The 21,360-nt window shown below is 66.2% G+C and carries 23 protein-coding genes; 13 read left to right on the top strand and 10 right to left on the bottom strand.

Features of this window, described 5'->3' with window-relative positions; all coding sequences use genetic code 11:
• The first annotated feature begins 34 nt into the window (after nt 1-34).
• Genes OU998_RS06135 through OU998_RS06120 form a run of 4 tightly spaced genes read left to right on the top strand, consistent with a single transcriptional unit; the run spans nt 35 to nt 2,604 of the window.
• Nucleotides 35-862, top strand: a complete 828-nt coding sequence (locus OU998_RS06135; protein ID WP_267515938.1) for an NYN domain-containing protein — start codon at nt 35-37, stop codon at nt 860-862.
• A gap of 49 nt (nt 863-911) precedes the next feature.
• Nucleotides 912-1,151 (top strand): FitA-like ribbon-helix-helix domain-containing protein, encoded by a 240-nt coding sequence (locus OU998_RS06130; protein ID WP_267515937.1) that lies wholly within the window; start codon nt 912-914, stop codon nt 1,149-1,151.
• Nucleotides 1,152-1,156: 5 nt separating this feature from the next.
• Complete coding sequence (locus OU998_RS06125; protein ID WP_267516730.1) at nt 1,157-1,579, top strand: type II toxin-antitoxin system VapC family toxin; 423 nt, start codon at nt 1,157-1,159, stop codon at nt 1,577-1,579.
• On the top strand, nt 1,576-2,604 hold the full coding sequence (locus OU998_RS06120) for an adenosine deaminase (RefSeq protein ID WP_267515936.1): 1,029 nt from the start codon (nt 1,576-1,578) through the stop codon (nt 2,602-2,604). The genes OU998_RS06125 and OU998_RS06120 overlap by 4 nt, the downstream gene beginning before the upstream one ends.
• Nucleotides 2,605-2,797: 193 nt before the next feature.
• On the opposite strand, the gene OU998_RS06115 is transcribed toward OU998_RS06120, so the two are convergent.
• From OU998_RS06115 to OU998_RS06100, 4 genes are all read right to left on the bottom strand, one after another.
• Nucleotides 2,798-3,430 carry a nicotinamidase gene (locus tag OU998_RS06115; RefSeq protein WP_267515935.1) on the bottom strand — a complete coding sequence of 211 codons (633 nt, stop codon included), beginning with the start codon at nt 3,428-3,430 and terminating at the stop codon, nt 2,798-2,800.
• Nucleotides 3,430-4,401, bottom strand: a complete 972-nt coding sequence (locus tag OU998_RS06110; protein ID WP_267516729.1) for a class 1 fructose-bisphosphatase — start codon at nt 4,399-4,401, stop codon at nt 3,430-3,432. The genes OU998_RS06115 and OU998_RS06110 overlap by 1 nt, the downstream gene beginning before the upstream one ends.
• Nucleotides 4,402-4,494: 93 nt before the next feature.
• Nucleotides 4,495-6,387, bottom strand: coding sequence for a phosphoglycerate dehydrogenase (gene serA, locus OU998_RS17060; RefSeq protein ID WP_267515934.1), 1,893 nt, complete (start codon nt 6,385-6,387; stop codon nt 4,495-4,497).
• Between the two features lie 121 nt (nt 6,388-6,508).
• Entirely contained in the window at nt 6,509-7,951 is a 1,443-nt protein-coding gene (locus OU998_RS06100; protein WP_267515933.1) for an SDR family oxidoreductase, read from the bottom strand.
• Nucleotides 7,952-8,161: 210 nt separating this feature from the next.
• Here OU998_RS06100 and OU998_RS06095 point away from each other — a divergent pair, with 210 nt between their 5' ends.
• From OU998_RS06095 to OU998_RS06085, 3 genes are read left to right on the top strand one after another with little or no spacing between them, the layout of a single operon-like run.
• Nucleotides 8,162-9,085 carry an Hsp33 family molecular chaperone gene (locus tag OU998_RS06095; RefSeq protein ID WP_267515932.1) on the top strand — a complete coding sequence of 308 codons (924 nt, stop codon included), beginning with the start codon at nt 8,162-8,164 and terminating at the stop codon, nt 9,083-9,085.
• 41 nt (nt 9,086-9,126) lie between these two features.
• Nucleotides 9,127-9,408: a hypothetical protein gene (locus OU998_RS06090; protein ID WP_267515931.1), complete on the top strand. Its 282-nt coding sequence runs from the start codon at nt 9,127-9,129 to the stop codon at nt 9,406-9,408.
• Between the two features lie 11 nt (nt 9,409-9,419).
• On the top strand, nt 9,420-9,734 hold the full coding sequence (locus OU998_RS06085; RefSeq protein WP_267516727.1) for a type II toxin-antitoxin system RelE/ParE family toxin: 315 nt from the start codon (nt 9,420-9,422) through the stop codon (nt 9,732-9,734).
• Here OU998_RS06085 and phoB read toward each other — a convergent pair.
• The 6 genes from phoB to OU998_RS06055 all read right to left on the bottom strand — a co-directional run bounded on the left by phoB (nt 9,710) and on the right by OU998_RS06055 (nt 16,392).
• Complete coding sequence (phoB, locus tag OU998_RS06080; protein WP_267515930.1) at nt 9,710-10,399, bottom strand: phosphate regulon transcriptional regulator PhoB; 690 nt, start codon at nt 10,397-10,399, stop codon at nt 9,710-9,712. The two genes, OU998_RS06085 and phoB, sit on opposite strands and share 25 nt — an antisense overlap.
• Nucleotides 10,400-10,419: 20 nt before the next feature.
• Complete coding sequence (gene phoU, locus OU998_RS06075) at nt 10,420-11,151, bottom strand: phosphate signaling complex protein PhoU (RefSeq protein WP_267515929.1); 732 nt, start codon at nt 11,149-11,151, stop codon at nt 10,420-10,422.
• Complete coding sequence (gene pstB / locus OU998_RS06070) at nt 11,151-12,104, bottom strand: phosphate ABC transporter ATP-binding protein PstB (protein WP_267515928.1); 954 nt, start codon at nt 12,102-12,104, stop codon at nt 11,151-11,153. The genes phoU and pstB overlap by 1 nt, the downstream gene beginning before the upstream one ends.
• A 4-nt stretch (nt 12,105-12,108) precedes the next feature.
• On the bottom strand, nt 12,109-13,413 hold the full coding sequence (pstA, locus tag OU998_RS06065) for a phosphate ABC transporter permease PstA (protein ID WP_267515927.1): 1,305 nt from the start codon (nt 13,411-13,413) through the stop codon (nt 12,109-12,111).
• Nucleotides 13,406-14,836, bottom strand: coding sequence for a phosphate ABC transporter permease subunit PstC (gene pstC / locus OU998_RS06060; protein WP_267515926.1), 1,431 nt, complete (start codon nt 14,834-14,836; stop codon nt 13,406-13,408). The genes pstA and pstC overlap by 8 nt, the downstream gene beginning before the upstream one ends.
• Before the next feature lie 140 nt (nt 14,837-14,976).
• Nucleotides 14,977-16,392, bottom strand: a complete 1,416-nt coding sequence (locus tag OU998_RS06055) for a sensor histidine kinase (RefSeq protein ID WP_267515925.1) — start codon at nt 16,390-16,392, stop codon at nt 14,977-14,979.
• Between the two features lie 155 nt (nt 16,393-16,547).
• Here OU998_RS06055 and OU998_RS06050 point away from each other — a divergent pair, with 155 nt between their 5' ends.
• The 6 genes from OU998_RS06050 (at nt 16,548) to OU998_RS06025 (ending at nt 21,295) form a co-directional block, all read left to right on the top strand.
• Nucleotides 16,548-18,833, top strand: a complete 2,286-nt coding sequence (locus tag OU998_RS06050; protein WP_267515924.1) for an ATP-binding protein — start codon at nt 16,548-16,550, stop codon at nt 18,831-18,833.
• A 144-nt stretch (nt 18,834-18,977) separates the two neighbouring features.
• On the top strand, nt 18,978-19,589 hold the full coding sequence (locus OU998_RS06045; RefSeq protein ID WP_267515923.1) for a 50S ribosomal protein L25/general stress protein Ctc: 612 nt from the start codon (nt 18,978-18,980) through the stop codon (nt 19,587-19,589).
• Between the two features lie 81 nt (nt 19,590-19,670).
• Entirely contained in the window at nt 19,671-19,931 is a 261-nt protein-coding gene (locus OU998_RS06040) for an antitoxin MazE-like protein (RefSeq protein ID WP_267515922.1), read from the top strand.
• Nucleotides 19,928-20,254, top strand: a complete 327-nt coding sequence (locus OU998_RS06035; protein WP_267515921.1) for a type II toxin-antitoxin system PemK/MazF family toxin — start codon at nt 19,928-19,930, stop codon at nt 20,252-20,254. Before OU998_RS06040 ends, OU998_RS06035 begins: the two co-directional genes overlap by 4 nt.
• Complete coding sequence (gene pth, locus OU998_RS06030; protein ID WP_267515920.1) at nt 20,251-20,871, top strand: aminoacyl-tRNA hydrolase; 621 nt, start codon at nt 20,251-20,253, stop codon at nt 20,869-20,871. Before OU998_RS06035 ends, pth begins: the two co-directional genes overlap by 4 nt.
• A 37-nt stretch (nt 20,872-20,908) precedes the next feature.
• Complete coding sequence (locus tag OU998_RS06025; RefSeq protein WP_267515919.1) at nt 20,909-21,295, top strand: DUF2946 family protein; 387 nt, start codon at nt 20,909-20,911, stop codon at nt 21,293-21,295.
• Nucleotides 21,296-21,360 lie beyond the last annotated feature (65 nt).

Here is a 21,360-nt window from a genome sequence, read left to right as displayed (position 1 = left end):
TTAACCTTTGCCGGGTTCAGGGAGCGGGCGACGGATGGGGAAACCCGACGGTCAGCAGTCGAAGGGGCGTCGCTGGGGTCAGCATCGGGGCCGTATCCGCATGGCGGACGCGGCCCTGCGCCCGTTCGGCCCCGGCGACCTGACGCCGCCGTTCCTGAAGCGCCGCGCCGTGCTTTATGTCGACGGGTTCAACCTGTTCCACGCCCTGCTGGACCAGAAGCGGCGCGAGTGGCTGTGGCTGGACTTGCAGGCCCTGGGGCGGGGTCTGATCGATCCGATGGAGCGGCTGACCGGCGTCGTCTGGGTCAGCGCCCACAGCCCCCAGGCCAGGGCGCGGATGGAGGCCCAGTTCCGCTATGAAGCCGCGCTGAGGGCGCGAGGCGTGCGCTGCCTGATGGGCCATTTCATCGTCCATGGCGAACATTGCCGCGCCTGCGGCCACGGCTGGAGTTCGGCGACGGAGAAGCAGAGCGACGTCAACCTGGCCCTGGCGGTGGCGGACGATGTGGCGGCGAACCGGGTCGACTCCGTCTATCTGCTGACCACCGACGGGGACCATGCGGCGACGGTGCGGTTCGTGCGAGAAGCCTATCCCAACAAGCGGATCGTCAGCGTCGCCCCGCCCGGACGGCTTCACAATCGCCAAATCGCCGGCTGGACCGATGAACTGGTGGGGATCGGGCCCAATCTGGTGGCCCGGTCCATGCTGCCCGACCGGCTGAAGACGGCCAAGGGCTGGATCGAACGGCCCGAGGCCTGGAGCGCCCGCCCCAGCCTACCCCCGCCGCCCGATCCACCGCCCAACGACGACGCGGGAAAGACCAAGACTGGACATCTGCGGCTGGTGGTGTCGAACGCCTAGTGGCGGCAAGGCCAACCTCGTGCTATATGTGCTAGCACAAGGAGCGACCATGCCCGTCAACCTCCACGTCCGCAACATCGACGACGACATCGCCATCGCCCTGAAGAAGCGCGCCCAGGAAAACAATCGCTCGGCCGAGGCGGAGCATCGCGAGATCCTTCGCAAGGCTTTGACGCCTCGTATCGACGCGGAGTGGGAGCGCCGCGCCGCCGCCCTTCGCGACGCCACCAAGGGAAAGCTCAGCACGCCCTCCGAAATCCTGATCCGAGAAGATCGGGATTATCGTTGATCGTCGTGGACGCCAGCGTCGCGATCAAGGTCGCCCTACATGAGCCCGACAGCCCCATCGCCGTCGCCGCGTTGCGCGCCCAGGCATGGTCGGCGCCCGATCTGATTCTGTCGGAATGCGCCAACATCATCTGGAAGCGCTGTCGGATGGGCGACATCACCCGCGATCAGGCGATGCAGGCCGTCGAACTGATCGAGACGATGAACCTCTATGTGGAGCCCGGTCGTAGACTGATCGAACGGGCGGTGCAGTTGGCGATCGCCTTGGAACATCCGGCCTATGACTGCTTTTACGTCGCTCACGCCGAACAGTTGGGTGTCCCCTTTTTGACGGCGGACAAGAAGTTGATCGCCAAGGTGGGAGCATCGGAGGCGACGGGCATCGAAGTCATGAGCCTGGAAGACTATGCGCAGGAGAACGGCCTATGACCGGCAAACTTGATACTGACCTCGACGCCTATATCGCCGGCCTGCCCAAGGCGGAGCTGCACCTGCATATCGAGGGCTCGCTGGAGCCGGAGCTGATGTTCGAACTGGCGCAGCGCAATGGCGTGTCCATCCCCTATGACAGCGTCGAGGCGGTGCGGGCGGCCTATGATTTCTCGAACCTGCAGGACTTCCTGGACATCTATTACGCCGGGGCGGCGGTGCTGCTGACGCGCCAGGATTTCGAGGATCTGGCCTTCGCCTATTTCCAGCGGGCGGCCGCCGACAATGTGCGCCATGCCGAGATCTTCTTCGATCCTCAGACCCATACCGACCGGGGCGTGGCCTTCGGCGTGGTGGTCGAAGGGCTGATTGCGGGGATGGACCGGGCCAAGGCGGAACTGGGCGTCAGTTCGGGCCTGATCCTCAGCTTCCTGCGCCACCTGACCGAGGACGAGGCGTTCGCGACCCTGGAGGCCGCCAAACCCTATCTGCATCATTTCATCGGGGTGGGGCTGGATTCGTCGGAGGTCGGCCATCCGCCGTCCAAGTTCCAGCGCGTCTTCGCCGCCGCGCGTGAGCTGGGCCTGAAACTGTGCGCCCATGCCGGGGAGGAAGGCCCGCCGGCCTATGTGCACGAGGCGCTGGACCTGCTGCACATCGACCGGATGGACCACGGCAATCGCTCGATGGAGGACGAGGCCCTGGTGGAGCGGCTGGCGCGTGAGCAGATGACCCTGACCGTCTGCCCCCTGTCGAACCTGAAACTGTGCGTGGTGAACGACCTGAAGGACCACCCCGTGCCCGAGATGCTGCGCCGCGGCCTGCACGTCACCCTGAACTCGGACGACCCGTCCTATTTCGGGGGCTATGTGAACGACAACTACAGCCGGCTGGCGGCGGCGGTGGGGCTGACGAAAGATCAGGTGACGCTGCTGGCGCGGAACAGTTTCGAGGGGTCGTTCCTGGGCGAGGCGGAGAAGGCGGCGTTTGTGGCGGAGGTGGAGGCCTACGCCAAGGCGGGGTGACGCCTCTTCTTTCGTCATTCTCCGGCGAGCGTAGCGAGACCGGGGGACCCAGCGGCGCGCGTGAGCGCGAACCTGTCGCGGACTCGGTCCTCCAACATCTTGCGGTGTTGAGATTTCGCCTGACGGCGCCGCTGGGTCCCCCGGTCTGCGCCGCGAAGACGCGGCTTGCCGGAGGATGACGAAAGTAGCGAGATTAGCCGAGGAGGGCTGCGGCCCCGACCTCCGCCACCCCCAGCGCTCGAAAACTGTCCCGCGCCGCCGCCTCGGTCTGGGGCGCGATGGCCCGGCTGGCGTCGGAGATGACCACGGCCTCGAAGCCTTCGCGCACCGCGTCCTCAGCGGTGAAGCGGACGCAGTAGTCGAAGGCCAGGCCCGCCAGGAAGACACGCGTCACGCCCAGGTCGCGCAGCAGGCCGGCGAGGCCGGTCGGGGTGCGATGGTCGTTCTCGAAGAAGCCGGAATAGGAATCGACCGCCGGGTTGTAGCCCTTGCGGACCACGGCCAGGGCCCTCTGCACCGTCGGCGCGACGTCGGGATGGAAGTCGGCGCCGGGCGAGCCCTGGAGACAGTGGTCCGGCCACAGCATCTGACGGCCGTAGGCGACCTCGATCTCGGTGAAGGGGGCCGCGCCGGGGTGGTTGGAGGCGAAGCTGATCTGATCCGGCGTGTGCCAGTCCTGGGTCAGGACCACGCGCGAGAACCGTTCGGCCAGCCGGTTGATCAGCGGCATGATCCCCGCCCCGCCCGCGACCGCCAGAGAACCGCCCTCGCAGAAGTCGTTCTGCGGGTCGATGACCAGGAGGGCGTCAGTCGGGCGGATCTGCATCACACGCCCGCGTAGGCGTCGATCTCGTTGGCCGAGCCAAGGGCGACCGGGATGCGCTGGTGCAGATGCTCGGGCTGGACGTCCAGGATGGGCTGCGTCCCGTCCGTCGTCGCCTTGCCCCCGGCCTGTTCGACCAGGAAGGCCATAGGATTGCCCTCGTACATCAGGCGCAGTTTGCCAGGCTTGTTCGGCTCACGGCTGTCCCACGGGTACAGAAAGACGCCGCCGCGCATCAGGATGCGGTGGACGTCCGCCACCATGGCCGCGACCCAGCGCATGTTGAAGTTCTTGCCGCGCGGGCCTTCGTCGCCCTTCAGCAGGTCGCCCACATAGGTCTGCACCGGCTGGGACCAGTGGCGCAGGTTCGACATGTTGATGGCGAACTCCTTGGTGTCCGGCGAGATGGCGATGGCGTCGTGGGTCAGGATCCAGTCGCCGTCGTTCGACAGGGTGAACCCCTTGACTCCGGCCCCAGTGGTCAGGACCAGCATGGTCTGGGGACCGTAGAGGGCATAGAGGGCGGCGACCTGGTTTCGGCCCGGCTGCATGAAGTCGGCCTCGGTCGGCGAAGGCGTCGCGGACTTCAGCACCGAGATGATGGTCCCGACCATGGCGTTGATGTCGATGTTGGACGAGCCGTCCAGCGGGTCGAACAGGACCAGATAGTCGCCGGTCGAATGGGGCGCCGGCTGGACCTCGTCCATTTCCTCCGAGGCGACGCCGGCGACGGCGGGACAGGCCAGAAGGGCGTCGGTCAGCATGTCGTTGGTCATGACGTCGAGCTTCTTCTGCTCCTCGTCCTGAACATTGATCTGGCCCGAGGCGCCGAGCGCCCCGGCCAGGGCGCCGCCGGCGACGACCTTGCTGATGTTGGCGCAGGTGGCGGCGGCGACGGTCAGGACCGTCTTCAGACCCTCAGGCGCATCCAGAGCGGCGATATGGGCGTCGAGGCGGGTGCGGTCGGCGGTCATGCGGTCGGTCCGGTGCGGCGGGAAGCGTGTATCGTTCTTGGCGGGCCGGCGGCGCGAGGGCAAGGCTGAAACCCTCTCAGCATCCTTCCGCACTCAGTGCAGAGTGCGGAACTTCAGCGTTCCCGGTACGGTCTTCAACCTCCGCAGCGCCTCGGGGTCATAGTCCCGGTCCACGTCGGTGATGACATAGCCGGTGCGTTCGTCAGTCTTCAGATGCTGACCCAGGATGTTCAGCCCCGCCGCCGCCAGGGCCCGGTTCAGTTCGGCCAGCACGCCCGGCTGGTTCTTGTGGATGTGCAGGATGCGGTGCGCGCCCGACACCTCGGCCAGTTGAACATTCGGCAGGTTGACGCTGAAGGTCGTGTCGCCCCGGTTCAGATAGCCCAGCAGCCGCTCGGCCGCGAACTCGGCGATGGCTTCCTGCGCTTCCTCGGTCGATCCGCCGATGTGCGGCGTCAGGATCATGTTCTTCATCCCCTGAAGAGGGCTTTCGAACGGGTCCGAATTGGTGCGCGGCTCCTCGGGGAAGACGTCCACCGCCGCCCCGGCGACCCGGCCCGATCCCATGGCCTGGGCCAGGGCGCCGACGTCGACCACATGGCCGCGCGACAGGTTCAGGAACAGCGCCCCCTCCTTCATCCGCGCGAACTGGGCCGCGCCGAAGATGTTCGAATTCTCGCGCCGCCCATCGACGTGCAGGGTGACGACATCGCTCTCGGCCAGCAGGGCGTCCAACGACCGCATGCGTCGCGCATTGCCCAGGGCCAGCCGCTCCGACAGGTCATAGAACAGCACCCGCATCCCCAGGTTCTCGGCCAGGACCGACAACTGGCTGCCGATGGCGCCATAGCCGACGATGCCCAGGGTCTTGCCGCGCAACTCCTTCGACCCGGTCGCCGACTTGTTCCATTGGCCCACGTGCATGGCGGCCGACTTGTCCACCACGTCGCGCATCAGGACGATCATCAGACCGATGGCCAGTTCGACGACCGAGCGGGTGTTTGAATAGGGAGCGTTGAAAACCGCCACGCCATGGTCCGAAGCCGCGTCCAGGTCGATCTGGTTGGTGCCGATGCAGAAGGCGGCGATCGCCATCAGCCGGTCGGCCTCTTCCAGCACCCGACGGCTGACCGTGGTCTTGGAGCGGATGCCCAGCACATGCACGCCCTTGATGGCGGCGATCAGGTCATCCTCGTCCAGGGCGCCCTTCATGGTCTCGACCGAGTAACCCGCCTCCTCCAGTTGTTCGACAGCGGCGGGGTGGATGTTCTCAAGCAGAAGCATCTTCATCCGGCTGCGCGGGAAGGACCAGCGGCCGACCAGGCCTTCGGCGTGGAGCACTTCGTCCAGGGATGCGGCCTCGGCGTCGGCGACCTCGACCACGGGCGCGCGGCGGGCGACCTCGGTGAAGGCGTAGAAGGCGTCGGCGGCGCCGGCGAGCTTGACCTCGGCGTCGTTCCAGCCGTCGCCGATCATGACGACCCGGCCCGACAGCTTCAGGGCATGGATGACGGCCGGCTTGCCGTCGGCCTGGGACAGGGGGTTGGCGTCGTCGACGCCGGTGACCCGGCCCTCGGCGTCATAGACCAGATCGTTGCACAGCACCCGGTCGGGCGACACGCCCAGCATTTCGGCGACGGGCGCGATGACCTCGCGGAAGCCGCCGGACAGGATGATCACCTTGCCCTTGTGCTGCTGGAAGAAGTTCAGGTTGCGCCGCACCGAGGCGGTCAGATGATCCGGCGCCGTCTCGGCCAGGGTCGCGACATGGGCGCGGGTCAGGGGCAGAAGCGCCAGGCGGCGACGCAGGGCCTCGCCGAAGGCCAGTTCCCCCGCCATGGCCTTGTCGGTCAGGTCCGCAATCTCGGCGCGGGTTTTTTCCGCTTCCGGCGAGTCGGCCAGGGCGATGTCCGCCAGGGCTTCCAGCGTTTCGAAGGCGACCAGGGTCGAATCGAAGTCGAAGATCAGTGTGGGGCGCGCGCTCATGGGCGGCGTCTTAGCGGCCTTCGCGCCCGCGGCAAAGCCGAGCCGTGCTGATGAAGCCGATCAGTTGCGCTTAAACCTTGCCGCCCGCCGGGATTTTCGGCGCGGCGGGCGGCAAGAAATATCAGAACCGCGCGATGCGGCGCACGTGACTGTCCGGGCGACGGCTTTCCAGCACGGCTGCGCCAACCGCAGCGGCGAGGGTGGCGACGGCCAGAAGCGCGCCGCCTTCACGGGCGTGATCGCGGGCATAGGCGCCGGCGTCGTCAACATAACGGCGCGCCGTCTTGCCGTGCTTCTTCAACGCCTTTTTCGACCCCTTACGGGTGGAGCGGAACCACTCGTCCGCCCGGCCCCGCGCCTCATGGGCCGCATCACCGGCGCGATGGCGCGCTTCACGCGAAAACGCCTCGGCCCGCTCGCCCGCGTCTTCGGCGCGGTGACGGAAGGCGTCGACGGCGTCGTGGAAACGGTCGCGCAGTTCGTTCGTGTCCACCCATCCGCGTGGATCGATACGGGTCTTGATACGCTGATACCGCATCGGTCCGCTGCGCTGGGTCAGATACAGGACCACGGCGGCGCCGGCCGCAAGGGCGACGAGGCTGCCGGCGGTAATGCCCGGATGTTTGCGGACTTCGGCCAGGGCGCTGAAATTACGGACCATGGGATAGTGAACCTCTTCATCAAGGCCGTCCTCGGTCGGGTCGTAGAGCCCGTCGTCATACGGCCGATAGGCGGAACGGCGGTCCCGCATCAAAGACGGAGCGAACCGCGCCAGAAGAGGTTCCGCAATCCCCGGCAAGGCGGAGTAGAAAGACGCGATGACGCGCCCTCCCCCGCCCACCGTGATCTCGCGGATCGGATGGGTGGCGCAGTACAGGATGGTGTCGGCGACCACATGGGTCGCATAGACGGGCTGCGGATTGTGCAGGGCCTGCCCCGTCAGGTTTCGGGCATGCCGGCTATAGGGAGTGTCGATCGCGCCGGGCTTGACCAGGCTGACCGCCACCGGCGCCTGGTCGCGCAACAGCTCGATCCGCAGGGCGTTGGTGAACCCCTTCACCGCATGTTTGGACGCCGCGTAGACGCCCTGCACCGGCAGGGGCAGGTCCGACAGGATCGATCCGACGTTGATGATGGCGCCGCCGCCCGGCCGCGTCCGCAGATGTTCGACCGCCGTCACGGCGCCGTTCACGACGCCCCAGTAGTTGGTCTCGAACAGCCGCCGCTGATCCTCCAGGGTCGTCTCGCGGATCGATCCGAACAGCCCTACCCCGGCGTTGTTGACCCAGGTGTCGAAGCCCCCGAACAGCCGCACGCATTTGTCCGCCGCCGCCTTCAGCGCCTCGGCGTCCGACACATCGGCGACCGCCCAGGCGACACGCGATCCCTGGGCCTGTAACTCTTCGCACAGGGCCCGCAGATCCGCCTCACCCCGCGCGATCAGAAACACCTTGGCCCCCGCCCGCGCCGCCCGCCGCGCCGTGGCCAGACCGACGCCCGAGGTCGCGCCGGTGACGACGATGGACTGCTCGCTCAGCGGCTTCAGAACAGGTTTCGCGCGCATGTTCGTCCTTGCATCCGGCCTCGACAAATTCTCGAGGTTCTCCATGGTTTGTAGAGCCGGATTCTACAGGTTTTTCGAGGCGACGGCGCGCCTTTGATCGTCGCAACCTGATCGACCGATTTCGTCCGCCGACATCGCACCCCTTATCAAGGGCGCTTCGGGCGCCTAAATAGCCGCGATCCTGAAATGACGTCTTCCAAGGACCCCGCCGTGACCGATCACGCGCCTCACTCCGCCGTTTCCGACGACCTGGCCGCCGCCTTCCAGATCGAGGGCTGGCCCGTGCGCGGCCGCCTGGTCCGGCTGGGCGCGACGATCGACAAGATCCTGGCGGCCCACGCCTATCCCGAGCCGGTCGCCGCCCTGCTGGGCGAGGCCTGCGCGCTGGCGGCCCTGATCGGCTCCAGCCTGAAGTTCGAGGGCCGGCTGATGGTCCAGGCCCAGGGCGACGGGCCGGTGCGCTATGTCGTCGCCGATTACGGCACCGACGGCACGCTGCGCGGCTACTGCCGCTATGACGAGACCGAGGTGGCCGAGGCCTCCAAGGGCTTTGCGCGTCCCGGCGCCCAGACCCTGCTGGGTCAGGGGGTCTTCGTCATGACCCTGGATCGCGGCCCCGACTTCGAACGCACCCAGGGCATCACCCCTATCGAGGGCGAAAGCCTGTCGCTGTGCGCCGAACACTATTTCCAGCAGTCCGAACAGGTCCCGACCAAAGTCCGCCTGGCCGTCGGCGAGGTGCTGACCGAGGCCGGTTCCCAGTGGCGCGCCGGCGGGGCGATGATCCAGATCATCGCCGGCGACGAGGCGCGCGGCTCCACCGAGGAGGTCTGGGACCGCACGCGGGCCCTGTTCGGCACCCTGGGCGACGACGAGTTGATCGATCCGACCATCTCGCCGGAAACCCTGCTGTTCCGCCTGTTCCACGAGGACGGCGTGCGGCTGGAGGGCGCGCGCGCGCTGACGGCGGTTTGTCGTTGTTCCAGGGACCGCATCGCCTCGGTCCTGGCCTCCTTTGACCCGGCCGAACGCGCCGACATGGTCGAGGACGACGGCAAGATCCGCGTCACCTGCGAATACTGCGCCTCGGTCTACGCGCTGGAGCCGGACGAGATCGTGGCCGAACAGATCTGATGCGCGTGGCGGGAGGAGCGATTTCGTGAGAGGATCGCCCCATGGCCGCCACCCGCAAGATCACCGTCGAACTGCCCGAGCAGACCGCGCGCGAAATCGACGCCAAGGTCGCCTCGGGCTTTTCCGAAAGCGCCGAAGCCTATGTGGTGGAGAGCCTTGAAACCTATTTGCTGAGCCAGGACGCGGGCGTAGAGGCCTGGCTGCGGACCGAGGCGGCGCCCACCCTGGAACGGATCGAGCGCGAGAACACGCCCGGCATCCCGGCCGAACAGGTGCTGAACCTGTTGAGGAAAAGGCAATCGGCGCGGACGCGCGCGGAGTGAAGTTGCGGGCGGTGACGTTCGATCCGCAGGCCATCGAGGATCTCGGGTCAATCCATGACTGGATCACCGACCACGCCAGCTCGCCGACCGCAGACCGATACGCCCAAAGGCTGTTGACCTTCTGCGCCCAGTTCGACCTGTTCCCGCAGCGGGGCGAGGCCCGCGACGACCTCTACCCCGGACTACGGATCGCGGTGTTCGAACACCGGGTCGGCGTGGCCTTCAAGATCTATGATCAAGAGGTTCGCATAGTCCGCCTATGGTCGGGCGGCCGCGACTTGCAGGGGATATTCCCTGACCCTCAGCCTTCCAGATCCAGCGAATAGCCGGCCGAGCGGACGGTGCGGATCGGGTTGGCGCTCTCGCCGATGTTCAGCGCCTTGCGCAGCCGGCCGACATGGACGTCCACGGTGCGGGCTTCGACATAGACGTCCGAACCCCAGACCGCGTCCAGCAGTTGTTCACGGCTGAACACCCGGCCCGGATGCTGCATGAAATGGTCCAGAAGGCGGAACTCGGTCGGGCCCAGATGGACCTCCTGGCCCGAACGCCTCACCCGGTGCGACACGCGGTCGATGATGATGTCGCCATGATTCAGCCGGTCGTCGGCCAGGCCCGGCCGGATGCGGCGCAGAACCGCGCGGATGCGGGCGATCAGCTCGACCATCGAGAAGGGCTTGGTCAGATAGTCGTCGGCGCCCGTATCCAGACCGCGCACCCGGTCGCTCTCCTCGCCCCGCGCCGTCAGCATGATGACCGGCAGGTTGCGGGTCTCGGCCTTGCCCCGGATACGACGGCAGACCTCGATGCCCGACAGCTTGGGCAACATCCAGTCCAGCAGCACCAGATCGGGCTGACGCTCGTCGATCTGGAGCATGCCCTCCTCGCCGTCGGCCGCGACAGTGACGTCGTAACCTTCCTTTTCAAGATTATACTGAAGCAAGGTCGCCAACGCGTCCTCGTCTTCCATCACAAGGATATAGGGCTGCACGGCGGGGCTCCGGTCGCGGCTTAGTGCGAGTTGGTCGTCAGGTTGGGTGTAGAGGCTTCGTCTTCCGCGCCGGGATGGGCGCGCGGGCGTTCGCCCTGGATGTCGTCGCCGGTGATTTCGTAGTGCACGGTCTCGGCGATATTGGTCGCGTGATCGCCGATCCGCTCCAGGTTCTTGGCCATGAAGAGCAGATGGGTGCAGGCGCCGATCGTGCGCGGATCGCCCATCATATAGGTCAGCAACTCGCGGAACAGCGAGTTATAGTGTTCGTCGACCTCGTCGTCGGTCTGCCAGACGGCCACGGCGCGATCCAGTTCCGAGGCGGTATAGGCGTCCAGCACGTCACGCAGCCGGGTCGAGACCAGCCGCCCCATCCGCTCGATCGAACGGGTCAGGGGCTGCATGGGCTCGCTCTCGGCCAGGATCAGCGCCCGCTTGGCGATGTTCTTGGCCAGGTCGCCGGTGCGTTCCAGATCGGAGGCCATCTTCATGGCGCCCAGGGTGCGGCGCAGGTCGCTGGCGACCGGCTGGCGCAGGGCGATCAGGCGGATCGCCTTCTTCTCGATGTCGCGATGAAGGGCGTCCAGCTTCAAGTCGCGCTCGACCACCGCGCGCGCCAAAGCGATGTCGCGCCGAGCGACGGAGTCGATGGCGTCCGAAACCTGGGCCTCGGCGAGACCGCCCATACGGGCGACCTCGGCCGTGATCTGGTTCAGCTCGTCGCCGTAAGCCTTGACCGTATGCTGGTTCATCAGCCGAAGCGTCCCGTGATGTAGTCGAGGGTGCGCCGCTCGCGGGGATTCTGGAAGATGTCTTCCGTGTCGCCGGTCTCGACCAGACGGCCCATGTGGAAGAAGGCGGTGCGTTGCGACACCCGCGCGGCCTGGGCCATCGAGTGGGTGACGATGACGATGCAGAACCGCTCGCGCAGTTCGTCGATCAGTTCCTCGATCCGCGCGGTGGCGATGGGGTCCAGGGCCGAGCAGGGCTCGTCCATCAGGATCACTTCGGGGTTCACGGCGATGGCGCGGGCGATGACCAGACGCTGCTGCTGCCCGCCCGACAGGCCCATGGCCGACGACTGAAGCCGGTCCGCCACTTCTTCCCACAGACCGGCGCGCTTCAGTGCGCTCTCGACAACCCCGTCCATCTCGGACTTGGCGCTGACCAGGCCGTGGATCTTGGGGCCGTAGGCGACGTTTTCGTAGATCGACTTGGGGAAGGGGTTCGGACGTTGGAACACCATGCCGACGCGGGCGCGCAGCAGCACGGGGTCGATCGAACGATCGTTGATGTCCTCGTCGTCCATCGCAATCCGGCCGGTAACCTTGCAGCCTGAGATGGTGTCGTTCATGCGGTTCATGGTCCGCAGGAAGGTCGACTTGCCGCAGCCGGACGGACCGATCAGAGCGGTGACCGTCTTGTCCGGAATATCCAGCGAGACGTCGTACAGCGCCTGCTTGCCCTCATAGAAGACGGACACGTCGCGCGCGGCGATCTTGATCGGACCGACGGGAGGACTGTCGATCACGGTCGGCCCAGGCAGGTCCGACGCCTCGTAAGCGCGGGGCTCCTCCGTGGCCTTCGCCTTGGCGGTCGTCGTGGCTTCAGGCAGGACTTGGCCACCCATGCGCGGGGCTTCAGTGGGATCGACGGGGCCGGCCCCAGTCTGATCTTCGGCGGAGCGGAAAATACGGAATTTCATTCTCTTACCACCGACGCTCGAAGCGCCGCCTCAAGATGATGGCCGCCGCGTTCATGATGATCATGAAGACCAGCAGAACGATGATCGCAGCGGCGGTGCGTTCATGGAACGCCCGCTCGGAGGCGTTCTCCCAGATGTAGATCAGCGACGGCAGGGCGCCGACGGGTTGGTCGATGGCGTGCGGCACGCCCGGCACGAAGCTGACCATGCCGATCAGCAACAGGGGCGCGGTCTCGCCCAGGGCGTGAGCCATTGAGATGATGGCGCCGGTCATGACGCCGGGCATGGCCAGCGGCAGGACGTGGCTGAACACCGTCTGCGTCTTCGACGCGCCCATGGCCAGGGCCGCCTCGCGAATGGACGGCGGCACCGCCTTCAGGGCCGAGCGCGTGGCGATCACCAACGTGGGCAAGGCCATCAGGGCCAGCACCAGACCGCCGACGATCGGGCTGGCGCGCGGCAGGTGCATCCAGTTGATGAACAGCGCCAGGCCCAACAGGCCGTAGACGATGGAGGGCACGGCCGCGAGGTTGTTGATGTTGACCTCAATGATGTCGGTCAACTTGTTCTTGGGCGCGAATTCCTCGAGCCAGATCGCAGCGCCCACGCCCAGGGGAATGGCGATCAAGGCCGTGACCATCAGCATCAGGGCCGAACCGACCACGGCGCCCAGGACGCCCGCCAGCTCCGGCTGGGTCGAGTCGCCGTTGGTGAACAGGGCCGTGTTGAAGTGGGATCCGACCACGCCTTCGGCCTGCATCCGCTCAAGCCAGGCGATCTGCCGATCATTGATGCGGCGCTGATCCTGGGGCGTCGACTTGGAGATTTCCCCCTTAAGATACAGGTCCGCGTCGTCCGAAAGGGGCACCGACAGCGGAACCGTCTCACCGATGACGTCCGACCGCTTCGCCACCAGCTTGGCCGCGACAAATTTGAGCTCGGACGAGAAGAGCGCCTTCATCTGGCTGGAGGCCGTGCCCGCCGCGTCGTCCTGAATGCCCCAGCGCGCCAACTGCTGCTCGGCTGCAAGCTGCTCGAAGTTGGAGCCCTGCGGATAGGCGCGGTCGATGCGAGCCGGGTCCATATAGACCGGCACCGTCACCGTGTGGGTATAGAAGGCCGTGTGGCCCTGCTCGACGATCCGCACCAGCAGGACCGCGAGGAAGACCATGGCGGCGGCGATGGCCAGCCGACCGAACCACTTGAACCGCGCTTCCTTGGCGTGACGGCGTTTCAGGCCGGCGCGCAGACGATCCAGCCGCCCCTTCGCGGCCGCGCCGTCGATCTGATCGGGGGTCGCGTCAGTCATATTGTTCCCGGTAGGTCTGGACGATCCGGTGCGCCACGATGTTCAGCACCAGCGTCGCCAGGAAGAGGGTCAGACCCAGTCCGAAGGCCGACAGGGTCTTGGCGCTGTTGAACTCCTGGTCGCCGGTCAACAGGGTGACGATCTGCACCGTAACCGTGGTGACGGTGTCCAACGGGTTGAAGGTCAGGTTCGCGGCGAGGCCGGCGGCCATGGTCACGATCATGGTCTCGCCGATGGCCCGCGACACGGCCAGCAGCAGGGCGCCGGCGATGCCCGGCAGGGCGGCGGGCAGCAGCACCCGCTTCACCGTCTCGGACTTGGTCGCGCCCATGGCGAAAGACCCGTCGCGCAGCGACTGAGGCACGGCGTTCAGGATATCGTCGGACAGGGAGGACACGAACGGGATCAACATGATCCCCATGACGGCGCCGGCGGTCAGGGCCATCTGGTTCTGCACCAGGGCCAGATATTGGCCCAGCCCGTCCAGCGGACCGCCCATCAGGAACAGGCCGATCTCATTGAAGAAGACCCGCAGGATGGGCCCGACCGTCAAGGCGGCGAAGAAGCCGTAGACCACGGTGGGCACGCCCGCGAGAATCTCGAGCAGCGGCTTGATCACGGCGCGCGTGGTGCGTCCCGCGTATTCCGACAGATAGATGGCCGACAGCAGGCCGATCGGCGCGGCGACGCACATGGCGATCAGCATGATCAGCAGGGTGCCGGCGAACAGCGGCACTGCCCCAAAGGCTCCGGTCGAACCGACCTGGTCGGCGCGAATGGCGATCTGCGGGCTCCACTGGGTTCCGAACAGGAACTCGAACACCGGCACGGTCTGGAAGAAGCGGAAAGAGTCGAACGCCAGGGACGCAATGATGCCCAGGGTGGTCAGAACGGCGATGGCCGAACAGACGAACAGGGCGCCATAGACCCAACCCTCGACCCGGTTGCGGGCGCGCGTCTGCGGCTTGATCTGGCTGAAGGCGAACAGCCCCCCGATCAGAGCGGCGAGAATGGCGCCCAGACCGCCGCCCCATTGAAGGGTCCGCTCGATGCTGACCATGCGGCGCGCCTCGACCGGAAGCTGCTCGGCCAGCGGGCGCTCCCAGATTTGCAGAGCCTGCTCGCCGCGGCCGACACGATGGGCGTCGGCGAAGAAGGCGTCGCGACGGAAGGGCTCAAGCGCCGCCACAGCCTCGGGCGTGCCGGCGGCGGTCAGCTGGCGCTCCAGCGGAGCCGCGAAAACGCTGAGAAGGATCAGAACCAGCAAGGCGGGCGCAGCAACCCAGATCAAGGCATAGGCGCCGTGCTGGCCCGGCCGGGAATGCGGCTTGGCGCCGACCGCGCGACGACGCGCCAACTCGCGACCGCCTAAAAAGGCGGCGACGCCGAGCGCTACAAGGATCAGCAGATAAATCCAGATCATTCCGGGTCCGAAGCGGGGCAGGCGCGAATCGAAAGACGACCGGGGATCCGGGCTCGACGCGGCGCGACTACTGCCTGTGAATGGTCAGCGCATTAAGACGAGTTGATGACAGTTCGATAACAGCGCCGGCCCGCGCGGCCTCACGCTGCGGCTGTACGCGTGTCCCGCCGCTCGACCACCATGGGGAACCAGGCCGTAAAGGCGGTGCCCAGACCCGGCGCGCTTTCCACCACCAGACCACCCTGGTGGCGGTTGATGATATGTTTGACGATGGCAAGGCCCAGCCCGGTCCCCTGACGTTCGCCGCTCTTCTGACCCTCGACGCGATAAAATCGCTCGGTCAGTCGTGGCAGGTGTTCACGCGCCATTCCGGGACCATGGTCGCGAACCGTGACGGCTGCGTAGAAGACGCCGACCGCCCGATCCGGCGTAACCAGCGGCAAGCGCGTCGCACCCGGCATACGGGAGGCCCAGGCCTCATCGAAGGACAGGTCGGATCGCACCAAGATCTCCACCGTGCCGCCCTTCGGAGAATATTTGACCGCATTGTCCAGCAGGTTCTGAACGACCTGCAAAATCTCGTCCCGGTCCCCGCTGATCGAAGCCCTCGCCTCGCCCTGGTCCATCACCACGGCGACCTGTTTTTCATGTGTCAGCACACTTACAGCGTCGAGCACATCCGATGCGGCCCGGTCCAGGTCCACCCGACCGGACGGCGGAATATGCTCGTTCAGTTCGATCCGGCTCAGCGACAGAAGGTCGGCGACCAGCCGTCCCATCCGATCCGCCTGAGCCGACATGATATCCAGAAAGCGATCACGCGCGACGACATCGTCGCGCGCATGCCCTTTCAACGTCTCAATGAAACCGCTCAAGGAGGCTAGGGGCGTGCGCAGTTCATGGCTGGCGTTGGCCAGGAAATCGACGCGCATCATCTCGGTGCGCCGCGCATCCGTCTCGTCTCGCAGGATGACCATGGCCAAGGCGCCGCCGGCCATGCCGCCCTCGCGACCAAGCGGCCGGGTCCAGGCGCGCCATCGCCGATCCCTCTGTCCGCCGGTCGTATAATCCGTCGTGCGCGACACGCCCCCGAACAAGGCCTCATCTACGGCTTCCAGAACGCCGGGCTCGCGCAACACCTGAACCAGAAGCGCGCCCTGGCTCTGTATTCGCAGCAGATCGCGCGCCGCATTGTTGGCCATGACGATGCGGCGACCGGCGATGTCGTCGGGTTCACCGCCGCTGATGATCAGAACCGGATCGTCCAGGGCCTCGAACACCCGGTCCAGCAGTTCCGCCTTCATGGGCTCGGAGGGAATTTCGATTGGCGCGCCCGTCGATTCAGGCAGGGGGATGTTGGACGACGGACTTGCGTTCAAAATCCACGCCGAAATGGCCACGATCGCCGCCCCGCCCAACAGCCAGTTGGCGATCTCTGAATGAATGAAGGCCAGCCCGACCATCACGACCACAGCGATCGTAATGCTGATCCCGACGGTCCAGAGACGCGAAGTCGAGATCGGCGCGACAGGCGAAGGCGAGGATTCGTAGGGCATATGCGGCGCAGGCCTCCATATGGGCAGCCGGGGGGAATCCGATCCTTGCACGGATTCTGTGACGGCGCGCCGACACACGCCACCGTTTTATTTTAAGCGTCGCCGCACGGTTTGTTTAGGAGTTTCGGCCATCGTCCTCCATCGAAGGGGGCGACGTGGACAGGATACTTTATTGCATCTCGAATGACCACGACTGGCGGGTGGCCCTGCTGGCCGTCATCGTCTGCCTGGCGGGCATGGGCTCGGCCTTTCGATTCATCGACCGAGCCCGAATCACAGACGGCGCGCGCCGTAGACGGCTGGCGATCTCGGGCGGTCTGATGGGCGCCATGTCGACTTGGGCGACGCACTTCATCGCCATGCAAGGCTATGTCGGCGCCGGCGATCTGACCTATGATCCAGCCCTGACGCTGGCTTCGGCTCTGGTGATCGTGGTCGGCGTGGGTCTGGCGATTTTCGTCTCGCTGCCCGGCAATGATCGCATGCGCCGTGTCTTGGGCGCCTTGGTCGCGATCTCCGGCGTCGCCGCGATGCACTATCTGGGCATGGCCGCTTTGCGGGCGCCGGTGGCGCTCAGCTGGAATCCCGAACTCGTTGTCGCGTCGCTGGTCGGCGGCATGGCTATCGGCGGAACGACCGCCTTCTTCCATGAGCGAGGCAGTCTCCGCCGACTGGCCGTCACGGCGGCGGGCGCTTCGCTTGCCATTGTCGTCCTGCATTTTGTGGGCATGGCCGCGATCACCGTGACCCCAGACCCCAGCGTGTCGGCACAGACAGGCCTGGCGCACGACGCCATGCGCACCATCGTCTTCATCCTCGCCCTTTCGATTGTGGGCGTCGGCGGCGGGCTGGTGCTTAGGGCTTACACGGCGCGGGCCGGCGCCCTGGGTCACATCCGCGAGGCGGTCGAGGCCATGTCGGACGGTCTGGGCTTCTACGACGCCGACGACCGGCTGGTCTTGTGGAATGCGCGCTACGCCGAGGTGAACCCGGAGCTCGCGCCCTTCCTGAAGGTCGGAATGACATTCCGGGAGATTCTTCAGATCGGAATCAACGAAGGCCGGTATGATGAGGCGATCGGCTGCGAGGAGGCGTGGATCGCCGAAAGGCTCCGCGTCCGACGCCAGGGATCTTCAACCATCGAACAGCAGGTCGGCGGCGACCAATGGCTGCAGATCCAGGATCGCCGCACGCCCGGCGGCGGCACCGTCACGGTCTGCAACGACATCACGGCCCTCAAGCGCGACGCCCAGGCCCTGCGCGAAGCCCGTGACGCCGCCGAGACGGCCAATGTCGCCAAGAGCCAGTTCCTGGCGAATATGAGTCACGAGATCCGCACGCCGCTGAACGGTGTGATCGGCCTGTCCCAGGCCTTGTCAAAAACCGACCTGACCCCCGAACAGCACGAGATGCTGGATTTGATGCAGGCCTCGGGCCGGACGCTTCAGACCCTGCTCAGCGACATTCTGGATTTGGCCCGGGTTGAATCCGGCAAGCTTGAACTGACCGACGACGCCTTCGAGCTGGAGGTCGCCGTGCGCGAGGCGGCGCAGCTGTATGCCGAGAATGCGCGACAGAAGCATCTGGGCTTCCACGTCGATGTCGATGTCGAAGAAGGCCTGTGGATTCGTGGCGACGTCGTGCGCCTGAAACAGGTGCTGACAAATCTCATTTCCAACGCGGTGAAATTCACCGCCAAGGGTTTTGTGGGACTGACCGTCCAGCGTGGCCCGGACGCGAGCGGGACGCCGACGCTGCGGTTTACGGTCGAAGACACGGGCATTGGATTCGATGCGGCCACCCGCGAACGCCTGTTCAGCCGGTTCGAACAGGCCGACGGCGGCATTACGCGCGAATTCGGCGGCTCCGGACTGGGTCTCTCCATCTGTCGGCAATTGGCCGAGATGATGGGCGGCGATCTGGACTGCGAGAGCGAGCCCGGAGGCGGTTCGGCCTTTATGCTGACAATCCCGATGACGGTCTGCGACAAGCCGGCGCAGAGCGAGCCGAAAACGGCAGGCGGGCCACACGACGGGCTTGGCGCCGTTCGGGTGCTGGTCGCCGACGACCATCCCACCAATCGCCGCGTCATCGAACTGATTCTAGGCCAGACCATGGCCGATATCTTCACGGTGGAGAACGGCGCCGAAGCCGTCGAGGCGTTCCGGACCCAAGACTTCGATCTTGTGCTCATGGACATGCAGATGCCGGTGATGGACGGACTGACCGCGACGCGCGAGATTCGTCTACACGAGGCGGCCATGGGCGGCGCGCGCGTGCCGATCGTGATGTTGACCGCCAACGCCATGCCTGAACATGTCGCGGCCGGACGCGCGGCCGGGGCGGACCAACATCTGGCTAAACCGTTCGACGCCGCAGAGCTGCTGACCATCGTCGCCGATCCCGGGGCTTTGCTGACCGGCGCGGTTAGGGCGGCCTGATCTGACGCGGGATCTCGTCCATGGCGGTTGCACATCCGCCATGATGCGTGTAATAGCCCGCGCTCTTGAATTCGAGGGTTCATGACCCCCGCCGCGCGGGCCCAGGGTTGGCGCGGTGTTTCCGTTGTTGTTGAGGCGAGCCAGATGGCCGAGATCATTCTGAACGTGGACGTCCGCGATGGCGTCGGCACCGGCAGCGCACGCGCCGCCCGTCGCGCCGGCTTCGTGCCGGGTGTCCTGTACGGCGGCGACAAGGCCCCCGTGGCTCTTTCGGTGAACGAGAAGGACTTCCGCAAGTCCCTCTACACCGGCAAGCTGCTGGGCCACCTGGTCACGCTGAAGTACGGCGAAGAGACCCAGCCGGTCATCGCCAAGGACGTGCAGTTCGACCCGGTGTCGGACCGCCCCCTGCACTTCGACCTGATGCGCGTTGACGAGCACGCCCCGGTCAAGATCGAAGTGCCGGTTCACTTCAAGAACGCCGACGACGCACCGTTCGTCCGTCAAGGCGGTTCGCTGGAAGTCGTCCGCCACGCGGTCGAAATCCTGGTCAAGGCCGACAGCATCCCGGAAGAACTGGTCGTCGATCTGGCCAAGTCGCAGATGGGCGACACCATCCGCTTCTCGGACATCAGCCTGCCCAAGGGCGTCGAGGCCACCATCACCGACCGCGACTTCGTGATCGCCACGATCAAGGTCTCGTCCGCCGCCCTCTCGGCCGCCGCTGACGAAGCCACCGAGACGACCGAAGCCTAAGCCTTCGTCGCTTCGACAAGATCAGGCCCCGCCCGGTTCGCCGCGGCGGGGCTTTTCTTTGTCGACGTTGCGCCCCGACTGGTGGCGCGCTACCTTTCCTACATGAACCTCCATGCTGGACGGCCGGACAAGTACAAGCGCTACAGGGAACGCAAGAAGGCGGCCGGCCTGAAACAGGTCCGTGTCTGGGCGCTCGATCCTGAGGCGCCGGGTTTTCGTGAAAGACTGGAGAGCGATCAGGCCCGTATTCGCGACAGCGAAGACGAACGCGCCACCATCAGCTTCATCGAGACCATGATGAGCGAAGACCTGGCCCAGGACGACGCATCGGATATCTATTGAAGCGTGGTGATCTCATAACGGTCGCGGTGTCAGGCGACCATGGCAAGCCGCGCCCCGCCGTCGTCGTTCAGTCGGACCTCGTCCAGACCGGTACGGTTCTGGTCTGCCTGATGACCAGCGACATCGACAAGAGCGCCGCCTACCGCCAACTCATTCAACCCGAAGCCGCCAACGGTCTGCACAAGCCCTCGCTTATCCAGGCCGACAAGATCTATCCGGTCCCGGCCGCACGCTGCGGTGAAGTGATCGGAAGCCTCAGCTCACAGGAAACCGCTGTGCTCAATCTCCACCTGATGTTCGTTCTGGGGCTGGGCGTCGAATGATCATCATCGCGGGCCTCGGCAATCCGGGCGCCAAATACGAGAAGAACCGCCACAACATCGGCTTCATGGCCGCTGACGAGATCGCACGGCGATGGCGGTTCGGGCCCGAGCGGGCCAAGTTCCAGTCGATCGTCAGCGAAGGCCAGGTCGAGACGGCGGACGGGCCGGTCAAGGTCCTGCTGATGAAGCCCCAGACCTATATGAACGAGAGCGGACGGGCCGTGGGCGAGGCGGCGCGCTTCTACAAGATCAAGCCGTCGGAGATCATCGTCTTCCACGACGAGATCGATCTGGCGCCCGGCCGGTTCCGCATGAAGACGGGCGGCGGCGCTGCGGGCCAGAACGGCGTCCGCTCGCTGATCAGCCATCTGGGCGCCGACTTCCGCCGCGCCCGCATGGGCATCGGCCATCCCGGCGAGAAGGCGCTGGTCATGCCCCATGTCCTGGGCGACTTCCACAAGGCCGAGCAGCCCTGGCTGGACGCCCTGCTCCAGGCCTGCGCCGACGCCCTGCCCTTCGCCGCCGCCGGCGACGACGAGCGCTATCAGGGCGAGGTCATGCGCCTGGCCCCTGCGCCCAAGTTCAGCCCCCGCCAGGCGGCGCGCGGCGAACTGTAGCCTGTACGCCCTCAGAGAAACGCCGTAGAGGCGAGGCGTGAACCGTTCCGGCGCCGATCATTGGTCGATATCGAAATCGCTCGCCTTCCTGGCGGCGGTTTTCGCGCTCGTGCTCGGAACCCTGCTGCCCTTTGCGGCCCTGGCCGCAGTCAAACCGGGACAGCCCCTGGTCATCTGTTCCGCAGAAGGCCCCCAGACCATCCAGACCGGCGGCATGGACGGCCCGGTCAACAAGCACCTGGGGGCCAAGTGCGCCGCCTGCGTCGTGCCTCTGGCCGCCGCCCTCCCCGCCCCGCCCCCGTCCGAACCGGCGCCGGTCATTCGCACGGTCGAGACCGTCGTCTACTCGCCCGCCCGCGTCAGCCCGCCGCCTCCGGCCCGGGCGCCGCCGCGCCCGCCGTCCACCGCCCCGCCCCACGCCTGAACCAGACCCAAAGCCCGCGCCGGCCCTCCGCCCGCGCGCCCTTCTCGTTCTGACTTCAGGATCAT

It is taken from the genome of Brevundimonas sp. SL130 (assembly GCF_026625805.1).
Classification (GTDB): Bacteria; Pseudomonadota; Alphaproteobacteria; order Caulobacterales; family Caulobacteraceae; genus Brevundimonas.
This window is presented reverse-complemented; position numbering and strand designations above follow the sequence as displayed.